The following is an 18,855-nucleotide window of genomic DNA, read 5'->3' on the forward strand; positions in this document are numbered from 1 at the left end:
TCATATTCATGTAAAATTCTTGCGATGAGGGGGGGATTTTGTAAGGATATCCCCGGCGGGAATAAAAGGTGTCTGGAAAAACAAGAATAACGGGGCCAGCAATGCCACAGGAAAAATCGTTTATCAGAGCGCTACGCTATCGTGCCGCTGGCGTTGGTCTGGCCATTACAGGTTTGTTCATAGCCCTGAGTATGAATACCTCACAAGAGGATGACTTGCATCTGAACAATCTGGTAAGCCGGTTGTCGGTGAGCAGATCAGCTGATTGCGCCGTCCGAGAACAAAACGCGCTGAAGGCGTCTGCCCGGCTGTCACAGCTTGATATTCGTAAAGCCGCCTTGGATGTTTTGTCGTCATCTTCTCCATCTGTCTGGGCGGATGCTGAACGGGCTTTGTCTAATGGTTTTGGTCTGTGTGCAGGTTCCAAAACGGCTTTGGATAAGGAAAATGGTGTTTTGTTCATAAGCAAAGACATCGCCGATAATGCAGCCGCTTTAACCGTGCCGTTGGAAGTCGGGCTGGCCTGGGCGGCGGCGCAGAAGGAATCGTTCGGCCCGGATCATGTTATGGCGGGCAGCTATAGCGAAAAAGAATGGGCGACCAGAAAAACAATCCTCCGCTATCAATAAAGGCAGGATCATCGCCGCGTTTGTAAAAACAGCCATATCTTAAAATTTTTTTACTGGCCTTTGCCGGAATTTGCCTATATAAAAACCTCATTCCCTGACAATTTGGTTTGTTGTTGCCCGGCGGACACCGCCAAGACACGAACCTGTGGTCAAAGACAAAAAACAAGGCTAAAGGAAAAAGACAATGATAAGTCCCGTAGAATATGTCCGTCAGGTCAAATCCGAGATGAAAAAGATTACCTGGCCGACACGCCATGAAACAACCGTCAGCACGATTGCCGTGTTCATTATGGTTGTGTTGGCTTCACTGTTTTTGTTTATGGCCGATCAGGTTCTGTCGTTTCTGGTCAAGCTGGTGCTGGGGCTGGGCGCGTAAGGTTTATTGGTAAAGACGAAATTTCAAATATAAAGAGAGTAAGTAAGATGGCAAAACGTTGGTATGTCCTGCATGTTTATTCCGGCTTTGAAAACAAGGTTGCTGAAGCCATTCAGGAAAAAGCCCGCAAACAGGGTATGGAAGACAAGGTCGAAGAAATTCTGGTGCCGACCGAGGAAGTCATGGAAGTGAAACGCGGCCAGCGTGTACAGGCCGAACGGAAATTCTTCCCCGGCTACGTTCTGGCGAAACTGGACCTCAGCGATGATGTCTGGCACATGATTAAAGATACCCCGAAGGTAACGGGCTTTCTGGGTGCGGGCAACAAGCCTTCGCCGGTCAGCGAGAAAGAAGCCGAGCGCTTGATGAACCAGATTCAAGAAGGGATCGAACGTCCCCGGCCGAGCGTTATCTTTGATATCGGCGAAGAAGTTAAGGTTTGCGATGGGCCGTTTGCATCCTTTAACGGGATGGTCGAGGAAATCGACGAGGAAAAAGGCAAGCTCAAAGTATCCGTTTCGATCTTTGGCCGGGCAACGCCGGTCGAGCTGGAATACTCTCAGGTCGAAAAAATCTAGATACGAGCGCGATGCTCTTGATACAGGCCGCCGTCAGCTTTGTTGTCGGCGGTCTTTTTTTTATGGCTTGTGCCATCGAAATCATCAAAAAAGCTTGCCATTTATCCGGCGATCCTGTAATTGTGCCAGCGTTCCTTATAGGAATAAAAGAGACGTGGGAGGTTTTCCGGTAAAACGCCATTATCGGCGCTGCCATCCGGAACCGGACCACGACCCACTAACCGCCGTCATCCCCGCGGCGTTTCGTTAAGAAACGCTTGGACGGCGGGGATCCAGAAAAAGCGCGAAGCTTCGCTTCGCACATAATGGATCCCGTTCGTGCGGATTTTGCTTCGCAAAATGCCAACGGGATGACGCATTATTAGGAGGCTATAATGGCTAAAAAAGTAACAGGTAAGATCAATCTTACCATCATGGGGGGCGCTGCCAACCCATCCCCGCCCGTTGGTCCGGCTTTGGGTCAACACGGTGTGAATATCATGGATTTCTGTAAGGCATTTAACGCCAAGACAGAAGACCAAAAAGGCATTCCGATCCCGGTTATTATCTCTGTCTATGAAGATCGCTCGTTCGACTTCATCACCAAAACCCCGCCGGCAAGCTACTTCCTCAAGCAGCTGATTAAACAAAAAAGCGGTGGCAAGACACCTGGTCATGAGACGATCGCGACGATCCGTTTCAGCCAGCTGGAAGGTATCGCCAAGGAAAAAATGCAGGATCTCAATGCCAATGACATTGAAGCCGCGAAGAAGATTATCGCTGGTTCTGCACGTTCCATGGGCATCGAAGTGGTGGAGGACTAAGAGATGACACAAGCTAAAAAAATGAAAGCCGCCAATGACATGGTCGATCGCGAAAAACTCTACACCGTAGAGGAAGCGATCAAAATCCTGAAGGAATGTGGTAAGGCACGGAAACTCAAGCAAACGGTCGAAGTGGCTGTAAACTTGAACATCGACCCGCGTCACGCTGACCAGATGGTCCGCGGTATGTATGAACTGCCGAATGGCACGGGGGCAACCGTGCGTGTGGCTGTTTTTGCCAAGGACGATAAAGCGGCGGAAGCCAAGGCAGCCGGGGCTGATATCGTCGGTGCCGAAGACCTGATGGAAAAAATCCAGAAGGGCGAGATTGACTTTGATCGCTGCATTGCCACGCCGGATATGATGCCGCTGGTAGGCCGTCTGGGTAAAATCCTTGGTCCGAAAGGTCTGATGCCGAACCCGAAACTGGGTACGGTAACGCCGGATGTCAAAAAGGCTGTTGAATCCGCCAAGGGCGGCGCGATCGAATACCGTGCCGAAAAGGCCGGGATCGTTCATGCCGGTGTTGGTAAACTGGAATTTGGCGAAAAAGAACTGATCGAAAACGTCAAAGCCTTTATCAAGGAAATCCAGCGGGTTCGTCCGTCGGGCGCCAAAGGGACTTACATGAGAAAAGTCACTTTGACTTCTACGATGGGGCCGGGTATCAAGATTGATATTGCTGCGGCAATGGATCAAGCTGCGTAAGCGCTGACCTTTACTTAAAAACACTTTTTCAAAACAGGCTCCCATAGTACCATGGGGGCCTGTTTTTTTGTGCGTTGGTGCGGGGAGAAAAAACAAAAATGCAATGGATTATTTACGGGCTGCTTCATTCTTTATTCCGGGCGGGTTTATCCGAAGCCGGGCGCGTGCTGAAGGCCGATCGCTGGCACATGGCATTCTGGCATGCGATATGCGCCGTTACTGTACTGGCCTGTCTGTTTCCCTTTATGGCATGGCCGGAGGATGGTCGGTTTTATTTCGCGGCGGTCATTGTATCGCTGATTATGACGGTCGGGACATTGATGAGCCTCAATCTGGCGGCGCAGAATAAAGCGCGTGTGGCGGCTATTTATATGCCGCTCGAAGCTTTTGCCGCCTTCGTGATATGGCTTTTGGTCATGCCGACGGCGTTTCAGGCGCATATGCATGATTTGCAAATGACCGGAATGGTTGTTCTCTCTTATTTGCTGGCCGGGATTGCTCTGTTTAAGATCCGTTCCCCCGATCTGACGCTGCAAACCTTTTCGGCGGTGGTTCCTCTGGGCGTAACGTATGCCGTGGCGGCGGTGGCGACCAAGCTGGTGATCCCTGTGACGGCAGTGGTGCCCTCTGTACTGGCGTTCCTGTTTATCAGCTATCTGACTATGATGGCGGTTCTGATCGGGGCTTTGCTCCTGCGCAAAAAGATCAATAAATCCCTGATATCCCCTCAAACGGCAAAGGCTGGAATTATCGCGGGCATCCCCGCCGCCTTGGCCTACGCGACCTTTGTTTTCGGCATCGTTTATGCCCCTAATCCTGGTTTTCCGAGTATTCTGGCCATGCTGGTGCCGGTCTGGCTTTTGATCGTACACCGGATCGAAGGGGTTGAAGACAAGGCCAGCCCGCTGGCCGGGCTTTTGATGCTGGCCAGTGCAGCCTTGCTGATTTTTGCAACGATCTGAAGTTTTTTCTTGACGTGTGGTCCGGCTTTGGTTAAAACCGCCTCGTTCCCTGTCGGAGACTGCGGGTTGGCGCTGGCGCTATAAATCCTGCATAGATGAGGGTAAAAGGTAAAAAATATTTTGTTGCGCCTTGGTGCGCACACCTTTTATTCGCTATCAAAAAGTTTTTTTAGGCAGGATGCAAACGAAATGGATGCATCCTTTTTTATTGTTTTGAGGAGTTTGAAGCTATGGCTATGAACCGTGCACGCAAAGAAGATGTTACCGCAGAATATCATGAGCGGTTTATGAATGATGAAACGGTTGTTCTGGCTCTCTATGAGGGATCAACGGTTGAACAAATGACCGCCCTGCGCCGTAATGGTGAAGATGTGCGCGTTAAAGTAACAAAGAACAAACTGGCAATCCGGGCGCTGGAAGGCACCAAGTTTGAAGGCATGTCCGACCTGTTCAAGGGACCGGTTGTGATGCTGTCATCGGCTGATGTTGTCGCTCCGGCAAAGGTTTTGCAAAAATTCGCCAAGAATAACGAAAAACTGATCGTTATCGGCGGTGCGATGGGGTCAACGATCCTCGATGCCAATGGCGTTGAACAACTTGCGAAAATGCCGAGCCTTGATGAACTGCGCGGCAAACTGGTTGGCCTTATTCAGGCGCCGGCAACGAAAGTCGCTGGTGTGCTGCAGGCTCCCGCCGGTCAACTGGCCCGCGTATGCGGTGCTTACGGTGCCAAGGGCGCATAGGAGATAACAATGGGTTTTGGTCTGGCATTTCAATTTCACTACGCATCAAAGTCGATTAAGGCTGATGCGGCTGAGAAAGATAGTCGGACTGCTTTTGACAGAATTTGGGATGATATAATTTTATCCTTTAGTTTCCGTTGAAAGAAAAATTTCGATCATTAGACAATAGACAACCGATTAACTGAAAAGGAGAAAGAAAATGGCTGCTGATCTGAATAAAATTGCTGAGGAACTGTCCGCCCTGTCCGTTATGGAAGCGGCTGAGCTGGCAAAAATCTTGGAAGAAAAATGGGGCGTATCTGCCGCAGCACCTGTTGCTGTTGCTGCTGCTCCGGGCGCTGTTGCTGAAGCAGCGGAAGAGAAAACCGATTTCACGGTTGTTCTGACCAATGCCGGTGGTAACAAAATCTCTGTAATTAAAGAAGTGCGCGCAATCACCGGTCTGGGCCTGAAAGAAGCCAAAGACCTGGTGGAAGCTGGTGGTAACATCAAAGAAGGCGCCAAAAAAGAAGAAGCCGAAGAAATGAAAGCCAAGCTGGAAGCAGCTGGTGCAAGCGTCGAGCTGAAGTAAGCCCGGCCAATAAAAGTAAGAGCACATCCCGGATCTGCGATTGGTTCGCATGGTCTGGGATGTTTTGCTCTGTAAAAATCCCTTGACACAAGGCGAGTGGTGGGCCATATACACCGTGCAAAGCATCCGTGGTGAGAGTTGAGATCAGGATTTCCGCATAACGGATAGATCCGTGTTATTTATGCCGCATCGGCCTTTTCCGAAAGAGGAGAAGGGGTGAGAGCGGCCTTTACGTGTTTTTAAAAAGACGGGAAAAAGGTAGTCAAAATGAGCGCAGCAAAAACCAGTTCCAATTCCAAGAATTCTGCAAAAAAAGAAAATACGTCTTTCAAAGTGGCTAATGATGTCGATAGCTATACCGGTCGTAAACGGGTTCGGCGATCATTTGGTAAAATTCCCGAAGTTGTGGATATGCCTAACCTGATTGCGGTACAATCGCAGTCCTATGAGAGCTTCCTTCAGGATAATATCGCGGCGGATGACCGTAAGATGCAGGGCCTGCACAAGGTTCTGACCGAAGTTTTCCCGATCAAGGATTTTTCGGATCGTGCCGAGATTGATTACGTGTCCTATGAACTGGAAGAGCCTAAATACGACGTTGAGGAATGTATCCAGCGCGATATGACCTATGCTGCGCCGCTGCGCGTGACGCTGCGTCTGTCGGTGTTCGATGTTGACGAAGACACCGGCCTGCGCTCTATCCGCGATATTAAAGAGCAGGATGTTTACATGGTAGACATGCCGCTCATGACCAAAAACGGGACGTTCATTGTCAACGGGACCGAGCGCGTTATCGTATCCCAGATGCACCGTTCTCCCGGTGTGTTCTTCGACCATGACGGCGGCAAAACGCACGCGTCTGGTAAATACCTTTTTGCTGCACGCGTTATCCCTTATCGCGGGTCTTGGCTGGACTTTGAATTTGATGCCAAAGATCACATGTATGTCCGGATCGACCGTCGCCGTAAATTGCCGGTGACGACGTTGCTGCGGGCGCTGGATAGCGCTGAAACGGCAGCTTACCGTGCAGAATGCGAAGAAAAGGATCAGGAAGTCGATCCGTTGCTGGTGCAAGGGATGCCGAATGAGGAAATTCTGTCGACATTCTATGGGCATGTTGTTTACGCCAAGGATAAAAAAGGCTGGAAAACGCCGTTCGATGCGGATCGTATGCGCGGGGTTAAACTGCTCAACGACCTGATTGATGCCAAAACCGGCAAAGTCGTTCTGGAAGCGGGCGAGAAAATTACGCCGCGGAAAGCCAAGAAGCTTATCGAAGATGGCCTGAAAGATATCCTGGTCGCGGAAGAACAGCTGGTTGGCCAGTATCTGGCGCTTGATCTGTTCGATGAAGAAACGGGTCAGGTCTTGTATGAAGCCGGTCATGAGCTGACCGAAGATGATCTGGCGGCTTTGGCTGACAAAAAAGTTTCCGAACTTCTGGTTCTGGCAATCGACCACACCAATGTCGGTCCGTATATCCGCAATACGATGGAAGTTGATAAATGCGATACGCGCGAAGAGGCACTGATCGATATTTACCGCGTTATGCGTCCGGGCGAGCCGCCCACGGTTGAATCGGCGCAGGCTTTGTTCTACTCCCTGTTCTTCGATGCCGAGCGTTATGACCTGTCCGATGTCGGGCGTGTGAAAATGAACGCGCGTCTGGATCTGGATACGCCGGATGATTTGCGTGTCCTGCGCAAGGAAGACATGCTGGCAATCCTGAAATACCTGCATGGTCTGAAGGACGGCGTTGGTGAAATTGACGATATCGACAACCTTGGCAACCGTCGTGTGCGTTCGGTTGGTGAATTGATGGAAAATCAGGTTCGTTTGGGTCTGATGCGGATGGAACGTGCGATTCGTGAACGGATGTCTTCTGTCGACATCGACAATTACATGCCCCATGATTTGATTAACTCCAAACCGGCTCAAGCGGCGGTACGTGAGTTCTTTGGATCATCACAATTGTCCCAGTTTATGGATCAAACCAACCCATTGTCCGAAATTACCCACAAACGTCGTTTGTCGGCACTCGGTCCTGGCGGTTTGACCCGTGAACGTGCGGGCTTTGAAGTGCGTGACGTGCACCCGACCCACTACGGACGGATTTGCCCGATTGAAACACCTGAGGGTCCGAATATTGGTCTGATTAACTCGCTGGCGACCTTTGCCCGCGTCAACCAGTATGGCTTCATTGAAGGGCCGTACCGCAAGGTTGTTGATGGTAAGGTAACTGACGAAGTCATTTACATGTCCGCTATGGAAGAAGCTAAATACACGATTGCACAGGCGAATGCTGAGCTGAGTGACGTTGGTGAATTCACAAACGACTTGGTATCTTGCCGTAAAGCTGGTGAAAACTTGATGTCGATACCAGAACTTATCGAATATATCGACGTGTCGCCGAAACAGATTGTATCTGTTGCTGCGGCGTTGATTCCATTCCTTGAGAATGATGATGCGAACCGCGCCCTGATGGGATCGAACATGCAACGTCAAGCCGTTCCTTTGTTGCGTTCTGATGCACCATTGGTTGGAACTGGTATGGAATTGCCGGTGGCGCGTGACTCTGGTGCTGCTGTTACGGCGCGTCGGTCAGGTGTCGTTGTTGAAGTGGATGCAAACCGTATTGTTATTCGTGCAACGGAAGAATTGCGTTCTGATGAACCTGTTGTTGACATCTATAAAATGATGAAATTCCAACGCTCTAACCAATCGACTTGCATCAACCAGAAACCTCTGGTGAAAGTGGGCGATATGTTGAAGGCGGGAGACATCATTGCTGATGGCCCATCAACGGAATTTGGAGAATTGGCTCTTGGTAAAAACGTGCTGGTCGCGTTCATGCCTTGGAACGGTTATAACTTCGAAGATTCGATTTTGCTGTCCGAACGGATTGTGGCCGATGACGTATTTACATCCATCCACCTCGAAGAATTCGAAGTGATGGCGCGTGATACCAAATTGGGACCTGAGGAAATCACACGTGATATTCCGAACGTCGGTGAAGAAGCTTTGAAGCACCTTGATGAAAGCGGTATCGTTCACATCGGTGCCGAAGTTGGTCCTGGTGATATTCTGATTGGTAAAGTCACACCAAAAGGCGAAAGCCCGATGACACCGGAAGAAAAATTGCTGCGCGCAATTTTTGGTGAAAAAGCTGCAGATGTCAAAGACAGCTCTTTGCGTCTTCCTCCGGGAACGCAAGGAACAGTTGTTGAGGTTCGCGTCTTTAATCGTCGTGGTATCGATAAAGATTCTCGTGCACTGTCGATTGAACGTGAAGAAATCGATCAATTGGCAAAAGACCGTGATGATGAACGTAAAATTCTTGAAGACGGATTCTATTCTCGTTTGAAAGACATGCTGCAAGGTCAGACCTTTGAGTCCGGCGCGAAAGACATCAAGATCAAGAAAGGCGAAAAAATCAAAAAAGCCGATCTGGATGCGATCAAACGTGGTTTGTGGCGTCAGATTTCCGTGGGTAACGAAACCCGCATGGCGGAGATCGAAGCGATGTCCGAAACCTTCGATGAAGCGGTTGAAAACCTGAAACACCGCTTTGAATCCAAGGTTGAAAAGCTGCAACGCGGTGATGAACTGCCGCCGGGCGTGATGAAGATGGTCAAAGTCTTCGTGGCTGTGAAGCGTAAAATGCAGCCCGGTGATAAAATGGCCGGTCGTCACGGTAACAAAGGGGTTGTTTCCCGCATTATGAAGCAGGAAGACATGCCCTACCTTGAGGACGGAACCCCCGTTGATATCGTGCTGAACCCGCTTGGGGTGCCGTCACGGATGAACGTGGGCCAGATTCTTGAAACCCACCTTGGCTGGGCATCCCGTGAACTGGGGCAACAGATTGGTGAAATGCTTGACGGGTTTAACGATCCGAAAGCGCCGGCGGCGGCTGAAGTCAAGAAATTGAAAGACAAACTGCGCGACGTTTACGGCGATCGCGACTTTGATGAACGTGTGTCCAAGCTGGATGACGTTCAGATGGTCGAAATGGCCGGCAACCTGCGTGGCGGTGTTCCGATGGCTACGCCGGTCTTTGACGGTGCTGAGGAAGCGGATATTACGGAATTGCTGGAAAAAGCAGGTCTGAACTCCTCTGGTCAGGTGACTCTGATTGACGGTCGTACAGGTGAACCATTCCATCGTCCGGTAACGGTCGGGTACATGTATGTCTTGAAATTGCACCACTTGGTTGATGACAAGATTCACGCCCGTTCGATTGGTCCATACTCTTTGGTTACGCAGCAACCTCTGGGTGGTAAAGCCCAGTTCGGTGGTCAGCGTTTCGGAGAGATGGAGGTCTGGGCACTTCAGGCTTACGGTGCAGCTTATACTCTGCAAGAACTCTTAACCATTAAGTCGGATGATGTGGCTGGCCGTTCGAAAGTTTACGAAGCGATTGTTCGCGGCGAAGACAATTTCGAAATCGGCGTACCGGAATCATTCAACGTTTTGACCAAAGAATTAAAAGCTTTGTGTCTGAATGTTGAAATGAACCAGACCGACGAAGAGTAATAAATCAATGACTATGGGTTGCGGATCGCGACCCATAGGCTGCTAGAGAAACCAGAATTCAAACCCGTTATACGGAGCAATATAAAATGAACGAACTGATGAACCTCTTTGGACAGCCAACCGGCCTCCAGAATTTTGACTCGATCCGCATTTCCGTGGCATCGCCAGAACAAATTCTGTCTTGGTCTTTTGGTGAAGTCAAAAAACCGGAAACCATTAACTACCGGACATTCAAACCTGAACGTGATGGTTTGTTCTGTGCCCGTATTTTTGGACCTGTAAAAGATTACGAATGCTTGTGCGGTAAATACAAACGTATGAAATACAAAGGGATTGTCTGTGAAAAATGTGGCGTTGAAGTCACATTGACCAAAGTGCGCCGTGAACGCATGGGGCATATTCAACTGGCTTCTCCTGTTGCGCATATCTGGTTTTTGAAATCATTGCCATCCCGCATTGGCTTGATGATCGACATTACATTGAAAGATCTTGAACGCGTTTTATACTTTGAAAACTATATTGTGATTGATCCTGGTTTGACGGCTCTGAAACCATTGCAAATGTTGTCCGAAGAAGACTACATGGACGCGCAGGAGGAATATGGCGAAGAAAACTTCCGTGCTGGCATCGGTGCGGAGGCCATCAAGGAAATTCTTTCTGCAATCAACCTTGAAGCCGGAAAAGAGAAGGCCGAAGAAGAACTCCGTGATTGTTCTTCCGAAACCAAACGTAAAAAACTGGTCAAACGTTTAAAATTGATCGAAGCGTTTATTTCTTCTGGAACACGCCCTGAATGGATGATTCTGGACGTTGTGCCTGTTCTTCCTCCTGAATTGCGCCCGTTGGTACCTTTGGATGGCGGACGCTTTGCAACATCGGATTTGAACGATCTGTATCGCCGCGTGATTAATCGGAATAACCGTTTGAAACGCCTGATGGAACTGCGCGCGCCGGATATTATTGTCCGCAACGAAAAACGTATGTTGCAAGAAGCCGTGGATGCTCTGTTTGATAACGGCCGTCGTGGTCGCGTGATTACCGGTGCAAACAAACGCCCTCTGAAATCCTTGTCCGATATGCTCAAAGGGAAGCAAGGTCGTTTCCGTCAGAACTTGCTCGGAAAACGCGTGGATTACTCCGGTCGGTCTGTCATCGTGGTGGGGCCTGAACTGAAATTGCATCAGTGCGGTCTGCCGAAGAAAATGGCGCTTGAGTTGTTTAAACCGTTTATTTATCACAAATTGGAACTTTACGGATTGGCGACAACGGTGAAGGCCGCCAAGAAAATGGTCGAACGCGAACGCCCCGAAGTTTGGGATATTCTCGAAGAAGTGATTCGCGAACACCCTGTTCTTTTGAACCGTGCGCCGACATTGCACCGTTTGGGGATTCAGGCGTTCGAGCCAACCCTGATCGAAGGCAAAGCTATTCAGCTGCACCCATTGGTCTGTACCGCGTTTAACGCTGACTTTGATGGTGACCAGATGGCTGTTCACGTACCATTGTCTGTCGAAGCGCAGTTGGAAAGCCGTGTTCTGATGATGTCGACCAACAACATTCTGTCACCGGCATCGGGTAAACCGATTATCGTGCCGTCTCAGGATATTGTTTTGGGTCTGTATTATTTGTCGATTGCGATGGATAAGCAAATCGGCGAAGGCATGATCTTCCGTGATATGGGTGAAATTCATCACGCTTTGCAAGCCAAAGTCGTGTCGCTTCATTCGAAAATCAAATGTCGTTACGACACGGTTGATGAACAAGGTGAACCAGTAACGCGTCTGATTGAATCAACACCGGGTCGTATGATGTTGGCGGACTTGTTGCCAAGAAATAAAAACGTTCCAGTGAGTGTTTTGAATACGACTCTGACGAAAAAAGAAATCTCGAATCTGATTGACGTGGTTTACCGCCACTGCGGTCAGAAAGAGACCGTAATTTTCTGTGACCGTATGATGAAACTCGGATTCCGTTATGCTTGTATCTCTGGCATTTCCTTTGGTAAGGATGACATGATTATTCCTGAAGCCAAGGTCAAATTGGTGGCGGATGCCGAAACCAAGGTCAAGGAATACGAACAGCAATATATGGATGGACTTATCACCAAGGGTGAAAAATACAACAAGGTCGTTGATATTTGGTCACGCTGTACCGATGAAGTTGCTGATGCGATGATGAAAGGAATTTCCAATCTCTCCACCGGCATGCCGAATGCAGTTTACATGATGGCTCACTCTGGAGCGCGGGGTTCCGCAGCCCAGATCCGTCAGTTGGCTGGTATGCGTGGTCTGATGGCAAAACCATCAGGTGAAATTATCGAGACACCGATTATCTCCAACTTTAAAGAAGGCCTGTCGGTTCTTGAATACTTCAACTCGACCCACGGAGCTCGTAAAGGTTTGGCGGATACGGCGTTGAAAACGGCGAACTCTGGTTACCTGACACGCCGCTTGGTTGATGTTGCTCAAGATGCCGTGATTACCACGGACGATTGCGGCACCGAAGGCGGCGTGAAGGTCGATGCGGTTATGAATGGCGCCGATGTTGTTGTCTCCCTGGCCGAGCGGTCATTGGGCCGGACGGCAGCTCTGGACATCGTTCACCCGCTGACGGGCGAAATGATCGTTCCGTCGGGCGAGTTGATCGACGAAGTAATCGCCGAAGCCATCGAAACGGCCGGGATTGATGAAATCAAAGTACGTTCGGTGCTGACATGTGAAGCGACGGCCGGGCTGTGTGCGAAATGCTATGGCCGTGATCTGGCGCGCGGAACCAAGGTTAACATGGGCGAAGCTGTCGGTGTTATGGCGGCCCAGTCGATCGGGGAGCCGGGTACGCAGCTGACCATGCGGACATTCCACATCGGGGGCGCGGCGCAGCGCGGGGCGGAGAAATCCTCCTTTGAAGCGCCGCTGGCCGGTAAAATTGAAATCCGCCATAAAAACGTCGTGAAAAACTCCGACGGCGTGGCGATTATCATGGGCCGGAATACCGAGGTCGTTATCAAGGATGCCAAGGATATTGATAAGATCGTTCATCGCCTGCCTTACGGGGCGCGGCTTTTGGTCGACGACAATATCAAGGTCAAACCTGGCGATAAGTTGGCTGAATGGGATCCGTTCACTATGCCAATTATCACCGAAAAAGACGGTGTTGCCCATTATTTTGATATGATCGAAGGTGTTTCGATCTCCGAGAAAATGGATGAAGCAACCGGTATTTCTTCGAAAGTGGTCATTGACTGGCGTTCTCTGCCAAAAGGTGGTGATCTGAAACCTCGTATTGCCCTGTTGGACAAAAAAGGTGAAGTGATTACTCTGCCAAACGGCCTGCCTGCCAATTACTATTTATCGGTGGATGCAGTTCTCTCCGTTGAAAACGGTCAGGAAGTCAAAGCGGGTGATATTGTGGCGCGTATTCCACGCGAAACGTCGAAAACGCGTGACATTACCGGTGGTCTGCCGCGTGTTGCCGAGTTGTTTGAAGCCCGTCGTCCGAAAGACGCAGCCATCATCTCTGAAATCGAAGGTCAGGTTGAATTTGGTAAAGACTACAAAGCCAAACGCCGTCTAGTTGTTCGTCCAACGGATGCCACACAGGAAGCCGCTGAATATTTGATCCCGAAAGGTCGCCATTTGGCAGTTGCAGAAGGGGACTACGTTCGTAAAGGTGACTCACTTCTTGATGGTGCGATGGTGCCTCACGACATTCTTGATGTGATGGGTGTTGAGGCTCTGGCCGACTACCTTATCAACGAGATTCAAGACGTTTACCGCCTGCAAGGTGTAAAAATCAACGACAAGCATATTGAAGTCATTGTGCGTCAAATGCTGCAAAAAGTTGAGGTTATGGCGCCGGGCGACACGACGTTCCTGGTCGGCGAACAAGTTGACCGGAGCGAATTTGAGCTGGCGAACCAGAAATATATCGAAGACGGCAAACAGCCTGCCGAAGGCAAGCCGGTTCTGCAGGGGATTACGAAAGCCTCCCTGCAAACACGTTCCTTTATTTCTGCGGCCTCGTTCCAGGAAACAACCCGCGTTCTGACCGAAGCGTCCGTACAGGGCAAGGTCGACAAGCTGTTTGGCTTGAAGGAGAACGTGATTGTTGGTCGCCTGATCCCGGCGGGTACCGGTGCCTACGTCAATCAGATCAAGAAGATTGCCGCAGACCGTGACAAGTTGGCGATTGCCGCCCAGCAGGAAGCCGAAGCACTGGCCCACGCCGAAACCGGCGAAGGTATGATGCCGGACGCTGGTGCGGACATGGCTGCTCCGGCTGAAGCCGAAGTGGAAGGCGAAAGCGAAAGCAAGGAAGCTGCTAACGGTTAAACTCATTCCTGAGAGAATCAAAAACAGCCCTTGTCATCAGGGGCTGTTTTTTTATGACCTGACAATCTAGAATAAACTGTGCGACAATATTTTACAGGCTTTTATCATGAACGATCTCGATAAATACGAACGCAAAAAAGAAAAGAAAATCGGGCGCATCATGCGCAATAGTGTCCTTGTCCTGGGGATAGGCATAGGGCTGTTTCTTCTGAAGTTTCTGGTCGTACCGTTTCTGGGGGACAATGAACAGGGCGAGCGTGTGCTGGTGATTTTCTCCCTGTCCCTGATGGGCTACGGGGTCATTAATGTTCTGACGTTTATGTTCCTGAAAGACGGGCTGTTCAAGGTGAATTTGCTGATGACATGGGTTGTTCTGCCCCTGGTGTTGCTGAAACTTGTCATGGATTTTGTCTAGTTTTTTCTTGTCATAAGGTGGGCGTCTGTGATTAATGGCGCCATGCATAATAAAAAACTGGCCATATTTGATCTGGACGGCACGATTTTCGATTCAGAATATGAAGTGTCTTTAATAACGGAGTCTATCGCCCGTTCCCGTTGGCAAAAAGAAGGTGAATATATTCCTCAGCTTCAGGCGCGCCATATTTTTAAGGCATATGCAGGTCTGGGCGCGGTGGAGAAATTCGCCGCTATCGCCAACGAGCACGGGATAATCGCGAATGATCGTGAGCTGCAAGACATGGCAAAGCGCCACGAAGACTGGAAACAGGCGCTCTATGATGCGTCTAAAAGTTTGCTGGTAGTATCCGATGTGGATACCAGTTTTGAAACGCTGAGGCACAAGGGGTTCACATTGTGCGTTGGCTCCAGTAATCCGTCTGGCCGTTCCAAAAGGGGGCTTGATAAAGCCGGTCTGCGTGATCATTTCAATGATCGGGTCTATGGACCGGATTTGGTTGGCGGTCGCAAAAAACCTGATCCGGCGGTATTTGAATACGCCATGGAAACGAACGGGGCGGAACCAGCGGATACGTTGGTGTTTGAAGACACGCCGCCGGGTATGGAGGCCGGAAAACGGGCCGAGATTTTTGTGATCGCTTACATGGATCCGCGTTTTGGTGTGGGGAAGGAAAGCGAACAACAGGCACGCCGGTTTTATGATGCCGGGGCCGACGTTATTATCCGGGGTTTTAAAGAAACGGATCAGGCCTTGGAATCTTTCGGAAATAAAGGGCCGCGCCCGCGTTAGGCTAAAAGTAAAAAAACTCTAAACAAAAGCTTGACGGACCATGGGGATAACTGTATATTCCGCCAGAATTTTGAATTGGATGGGCTGGCTGTAAGCCGTTTTTCTCAAAGAAAAAGCGGCTTAGACGCGGCTCAGTTTTCGTCTTTCTTTATAAGGCGAAATGAGAAAAAGACGCGATGTACAAGCGCTTTTTGTTTGAAGAGACCCGCAAAGCAGATCGCACCATAGCGATGCAGGAAGGGGTTTCAAGCAGTGAAGAAAGCTGTATAGCGAGCTATTCCATCCGGAAATTTTTGATGAAGCAGAAAAGGCGAGAATTGGTATGCCAACAATACAACAGTTGATCCGTAAGCCCCGCTCAATGGGCGGTAAAAAGGCGATGAAGCCGAATAAAAAACGTGCCCTGCAGCATAAGCCGCAGGTTCGTGGCGTTTGTACCCGCGTGTACACAACGACGCCAAAAAAACCGAACTCCGCTCTGCGGAAAGTGGCCAAGGTTCGCCTGACCACCGGTTACGAAGTGATTTGCTACATCCCTGGTGAAGGCCACAACTTGCAGGAACACTCTGTTGTTCTGGTACGTGGCGGCCGGGTGAAAGACTTGCCGGGGGTTCGTTACACGATCATCCGCGGTACGCTGGATACGCAAGGCGTTAAAGACAGAAAACAGGCCCGTTCCCGTTACGGCGCCAAACGGCCTAAGTAAGGAGAAATAAAATATGTCTCGTCGTCATAGAGCAGAAAAACGTGAAATTCTTCCCGATCCGAAATTCGGGGATCTTGTGCTGTCGAAATTCATGAATAACGTCATGGTCGATGGTAAAAAATCCGTCGCCGAGCGCATCGTATACGGCGCGCTGGAGATTCTGGACAAAAAAGCCGCCAACGAAAACTTCGATGATGAAGCCTCTGGTGATACTGGCTCTAAAGGTCTGATGGTTTTTCGTCGTGCTCTGAAAAAAGTTAAGCCGCAGCTGGAAGTGCGTTCTCGCCGTGTTGGTGGGGCAACGTATCAGGTGCCGGTTGAGGTTCGCCCGGACCGTGCGTTGGCTTTGGCGATGCGCTGGATCATTGATGCGGCCCGCAAGCGCAGCGAACACACCATGATTGAACGCGTAGCCGGTGAATTGCTGGATGCGGCGAATGATCGCGGTACGGCTGTGAAAAAGCGCGATGACACGCACAAAATGGCCGAGGCTAACAAAGCCTTCGCTCATTATCGCTGGTAGAACTGAATATAAAACACTGAACAACGGAAAACGACTATTATGGCACGCGAATATCCTATCGATCACTACCGGAACTTCGGGATCATGGCCCACATTGATGCGGGCAAGACCACGACGACCGAGCGTATTCTTTACTATTCCGGGAAGTCCCACAAAATTGGTGAAGTGCACGATGGTGCCGCAACGATGGACTGGATGGAGCAGGAACAAGAACGTGGGATCACGATTACGTCTGCTGCCACGACGACGTTCTGGAATGGTCCGGCGAACAGCATGGACCCGGGTGGCCGTTTCCGTTTGAACATTATCGACACGCCGGGGCACGTGGACTTCACGATTGAAGTTGAGCGTTCCTTGCGTGTTCTTGATGGCGCCGTTGCTGTATTCGATGCGAACGCTGGCGTTGAACCGCAAACAGAAACAGTCTGGCGTCAGGCTGATAAATACCACGTGCCGCGTATGTGTTTTGTTAACAAAATGGACAAAATCGGCGCAGATTTCTACAACACGGTCGATATGATTGTTGATCGTTTGGGCGCGACGCCGTGCGTGATCCAGCTCCCGATTGGTTCTGAGAGCGATTTTGCCGGCGTTATCGACCTTATTAAAATGAAAGCAATCACATGGGATGGTGAGCAGCTTGGTGCAACGTACCAGGAAAGTGACATTCCTGCTGATTTGGCGGGCAAAGCTGCTGAATGGCGCGAAAAGCTGATTGAGCTGGCTGTCGAGCAAGATGATGCGGCCATGGAATCTTACCTTGAAGGTGATGAGCCGGATGAAGCGACCCTGAAAAAATGTATCCGTAAAGGTACGATTACAAACACGTTTGTTCCTGTTCTTTGTGGCTCTGCCTTTAAAAACAAAGGCGTGCAACCGATGCTGGATGCTGTTGTTGACTTCTTGCCGTCTCCGCTGGATATCGGCGCGGTTAAGGGTCACAAAGTCGATTCCGAAGAAACTGACTCCCGTGATCCTGATGACAAAGCGCCGTTCTCGGCGCTGGCGTTCAAGATCATGAACGACCCGTTCGTGGGTTCTCTGACATTCGTTCGGATTTACTCCGGGATGCTGGAATCAGGTTCTTACGTAGAGAATACCGTGAAAAACAAGCGGGAACGGATTGGCCGGATGCTTTTGATGCACTCGAACAACCGGGAAGAAATCAAAGAAGCGCATGCTGGTGATATCGTTGCGTTGGTGGGTCTGAAAGACACCACGACCGGGGATACGCTGTGCATTAAAGAATCCCCGATCGTTCTGGAGCGCATGGAATTTCCTGAGCCGGTTATCGAGATTGCTGTTGAGCCGAAAACCAAGGCTGACCAGGAAAAAATGTCTCAGGCGTTGCAGCGTCTGGCGGCAGAAGACCCGTCTTTCCGCGTGTCTGTCGATCACGAAAGTGGCCAGACCATCATCAAAGGGATGGGCGAGCTTCACCTCGACATTCTGGTTGACCGCATGAGACGCGAATTCAAGGTAGAGGCTAACATCGGTGCGCCGCAGGTGGCTTACCGTGAAACCCTCACGAAGACGGCTGAAATCAGCTACACCCACAAAAAACAAACGGGTGGTTCCGGTCAGTTCGCTAAAATCGATCTGGTATTTGAGCCGGCTGAGGCAGGTGAAGGCTTTACCTTTGAAAGCAAGGTTGTTGGCGGTAACGTGCCGAAGGAATACATTCCGGGCGTTCAAAAAGGTCTGGAAATGGCCAAGGAAACCGGGATTATCGCGGGCTTCCCTGTGATCGACTTCAAAGTATCTCTGGTTGACGGTGCGTACCACGATGTTGACTCCTCCGTTATGGCCTTTGAAATCGCGGCGAAAGCAGCCTTCAAAGAAGGGATGCAAAAAGCCGGTCCGCAACTGCTTGAGCCGATGATGAAGGTTGAAGTGGTTACGCCTGAAGAATACATGGGTGACATTATCGGTGACCTGAACTCCCGTCGGGGTCAGGTATCCGGGATGAGCGACCGCGGTAACGCGAAGGTCATTCTGGCCATGGTGCCGCTGTCTTCTATGTTTGGTTACATCAACACGCTGCGTTCGATGTCGCAGGGCCGCGCCCAGTACACGATGCAGTTCGACCACTATGCGCCGGTTCCGGCGAATGTGGCCGAAGAAGTTAAAGCGAGCATGGCATAAGGCCGGATCAGTTAAAAGTTTTTGAAAAGAAGGAAGA

15 protein-coding genes are annotated in these 18,855 nt (G+C 50.2%); all 15 read left to right on the top strand.

The window, feature by feature from the left end:
• The first annotated feature begins 101 nt into the window (after positions 1-101).
• The 15 genes from H6868_03240 (at position 102) to fusA (ending at position 18,818) form a co-directional block, all read left to right on the top strand.
• On the top strand, positions 102-629 hold the full coding sequence (locus H6868_03240; GenBank protein MCB9988331.1) for a hypothetical protein: 528 nt from the start codon (positions 102-104) through the stop codon (positions 627-629).
• A 184-nt stretch (positions 630-813) separates the two neighbouring features.
• Positions 814-1,005, top strand: coding sequence for a preprotein translocase subunit SecE (gene secE / locus H6868_03245; protein ID MCB9988332.1), 192 nt, complete (start codon positions 814-816; stop codon positions 1,003-1,005).
• 47 nt (positions 1,006-1,052) lie between these two features.
• The gene (nusG, locus tag H6868_03250; protein MCB9988333.1) at positions 1,053-1,583 is read left to right on the top strand and encodes a transcription termination/antitermination protein NusG; all 531 of its coding nucleotides are present in this window, start codon (positions 1,053-1,055) and stop codon (positions 1,581-1,583) included.
• Between the two features lie 374 nt (positions 1,584-1,957).
• Positions 1,958-2,386, top strand: coding sequence for a 50S ribosomal protein L11 (rplK, locus tag H6868_03255; GenBank protein ID MCB9988334.1), 429 nt, complete (start codon positions 1,958-1,960; stop codon positions 2,384-2,386).
• 3 nt (positions 2,387-2,389) lie between these two features.
• The gene (rplA, locus tag H6868_03260; protein ID MCB9988335.1) at positions 2,390-3,094 is read left to right on the top strand and encodes a 50S ribosomal protein L1; all 705 of its coding nucleotides are present in this window, start codon (positions 2,390-2,392) and stop codon (positions 3,092-3,094) included.
• A gap of 98 nt (positions 3,095-3,192) precedes the next feature.
• Positions 3,193-4,056, top strand: coding sequence for a hypothetical protein (locus H6868_03265; protein MCB9988336.1), 864 nt, complete (start codon positions 3,193-3,195; stop codon positions 4,054-4,056).
• Positions 4,057-4,292: 236 nt separating this feature from the next.
• Positions 4,293-4,799, top strand: a complete 507-nt coding sequence (gene rplJ / locus H6868_03270) for a 50S ribosomal protein L10 (GenBank protein MCB9988337.1) — start codon at positions 4,293-4,295, stop codon at positions 4,797-4,799.
• 199 nt (positions 4,800-4,998) lie between these two features.
• The gene (gene rplL / locus H6868_03275; GenBank protein MCB9988338.1) at positions 4,999-5,370 is read left to right on the top strand and encodes a 50S ribosomal protein L7/L12; all 372 of its coding nucleotides are present in this window, start codon (positions 4,999-5,001) and stop codon (positions 5,368-5,370) included.
• A gap of 267 nt (positions 5,371-5,637) precedes the next feature.
• Entirely contained in the window at positions 5,638-9,906 is a 4,269-nt protein-coding gene (gene rpoB / locus H6868_03280; GenBank protein ID MCB9988339.1) for a DNA-directed RNA polymerase subunit beta, read from the top strand.
• Positions 9,907-9,992: 86 nt separating this feature from the next.
• On the top strand, positions 9,993-14,237 hold the full coding sequence (gene rpoC / locus H6868_03285) for a DNA-directed RNA polymerase subunit beta' (protein ID MCB9988340.1): 4,245 nt from the start codon (positions 9,993-9,995) through the stop codon (positions 14,235-14,237).
• A gap of 106 nt (positions 14,238-14,343) precedes the next feature.
• Positions 14,344-14,652: a hypothetical protein gene (locus tag H6868_03290; GenBank protein MCB9988341.1), complete on the top strand. Its 309-nt coding sequence runs from the start codon at positions 14,344-14,346 to the stop codon at positions 14,650-14,652.
• Between the two features lie 42 nt (positions 14,653-14,694).
• The gene (locus H6868_03295) at positions 14,695-15,444 is read left to right on the top strand and encodes an HAD family phosphatase (protein MCB9988342.1); all 750 of its coding nucleotides are present in this window, start codon (positions 14,695-14,697) and stop codon (positions 15,442-15,444) included.
• 322 nt (positions 15,445-15,766) lie between these two features.
• Complete coding sequence (locus tag H6868_03300) at positions 15,767-16,150, top strand: 30S ribosomal protein S12 (GenBank protein MCB9988343.1); 384 nt, start codon at positions 15,767-15,769, stop codon at positions 16,148-16,150.
• 13 nt (positions 16,151-16,163) lie between these two features.
• Positions 16,164-16,673, top strand: a complete 510-nt coding sequence (rpsG, locus tag H6868_03305) for a 30S ribosomal protein S7 (GenBank protein MCB9988344.1) — start codon at positions 16,164-16,166, stop codon at positions 16,671-16,673.
• Between the two features lie 39 nt (positions 16,674-16,712).
• A complete protein-coding gene (gene fusA, locus H6868_03310; GenBank protein ID MCB9988345.1) occupies positions 16,713-18,818 on the top strand; it encodes an elongation factor G in 2,106 nt (701 codons plus the stop codon).
• Positions 18,819-18,855 lie beyond the last annotated feature (37 nt).

The sequence above is a fragment of the Rhodospirillales bacterium genome (genome assembly GCA_020638175.1).
Lineage (GTDB): Bacteria > Pseudomonadota > Alphaproteobacteria > Micavibrionales > Micavibrionaceae > JACKJA01.

Coding starts and splice junctions, on each gene's coding strand:
- rplA (MCB9988335.1), top strand. CDS start 2,390: ATGACACAAGCTAAAAAAATGAAAGCCGCCAATGACATGGTCGATCGC.
- H6868_03300 (MCB9988343.1), top strand. CDS start 15,767: ATGCCAACAATACAACAGTTGATCCGTAAGCCCCGCTCAATGGGCGGT.
- rpsG (MCB9988344.1), top strand. CDS start 16,164: ATGTCTCGTCGTCATAGAGCAGAAAAACGTGAAATTCTTCCCGATCCG.
- rpoB (MCB9988339.1), top strand. CDS start 5,638: ATGAGCGCAGCAAAAACCAGTTCCAATTCCAAGAATTCTGCAAAAAAA.
- nusG (MCB9988333.1), top strand. CDS start 1,053: ATGGCAAAACGTTGGTATGTCCTGCATGTTTATTCCGGCTTTGAAAAC.
- H6868_03295 (MCB9988342.1), top strand. CDS start 14,695: ATGCATAATAAAAAACTGGCCATATTTGATCTGGACGGCACGATTTTC.
- rplL (MCB9988338.1), top strand. CDS start 4,999: ATGGCTGCTGATCTGAATAAAATTGCTGAGGAACTGTCCGCCCTGTCC.
- rplK (MCB9988334.1), top strand. CDS start 1,958: ATGGCTAAAAAAGTAACAGGTAAGATCAATCTTACCATCATGGGGGGC.
- H6868_03265 (MCB9988336.1), top strand. CDS start 3,193: ATGCAATGGATTATTTACGGGCTGCTTCATTCTTTATTCCGGGCGGGT.
- H6868_03290 (MCB9988341.1), top strand. CDS start 14,344: ATGAACGATCTCGATAAATACGAACGCAAAAAAGAAAAGAAAATCGGG.
- rpoC (MCB9988340.1), top strand. CDS start 9,993: ATGAACGAACTGATGAACCTCTTTGGACAGCCAACCGGCCTCCAGAAT.
- secE (MCB9988332.1), top strand. CDS start 814: ATGATAAGTCCCGTAGAATATGTCCGTCAGGTCAAATCCGAGATGAAA.
- rplJ (MCB9988337.1), top strand. CDS start 4,293: ATGAACCGTGCACGCAAAGAAGATGTTACCGCAGAATATCATGAGCGG.
- H6868_03240 (MCB9988331.1), top strand. CDS start 102: ATGCCACAGGAAAAATCGTTTATCAGAGCGCTACGCTATCGTGCCGCT.
- fusA (MCB9988345.1), top strand. CDS start 16,713: ATGGCACGCGAATATCCTATCGATCACTACCGGAACTTCGGGATCATG.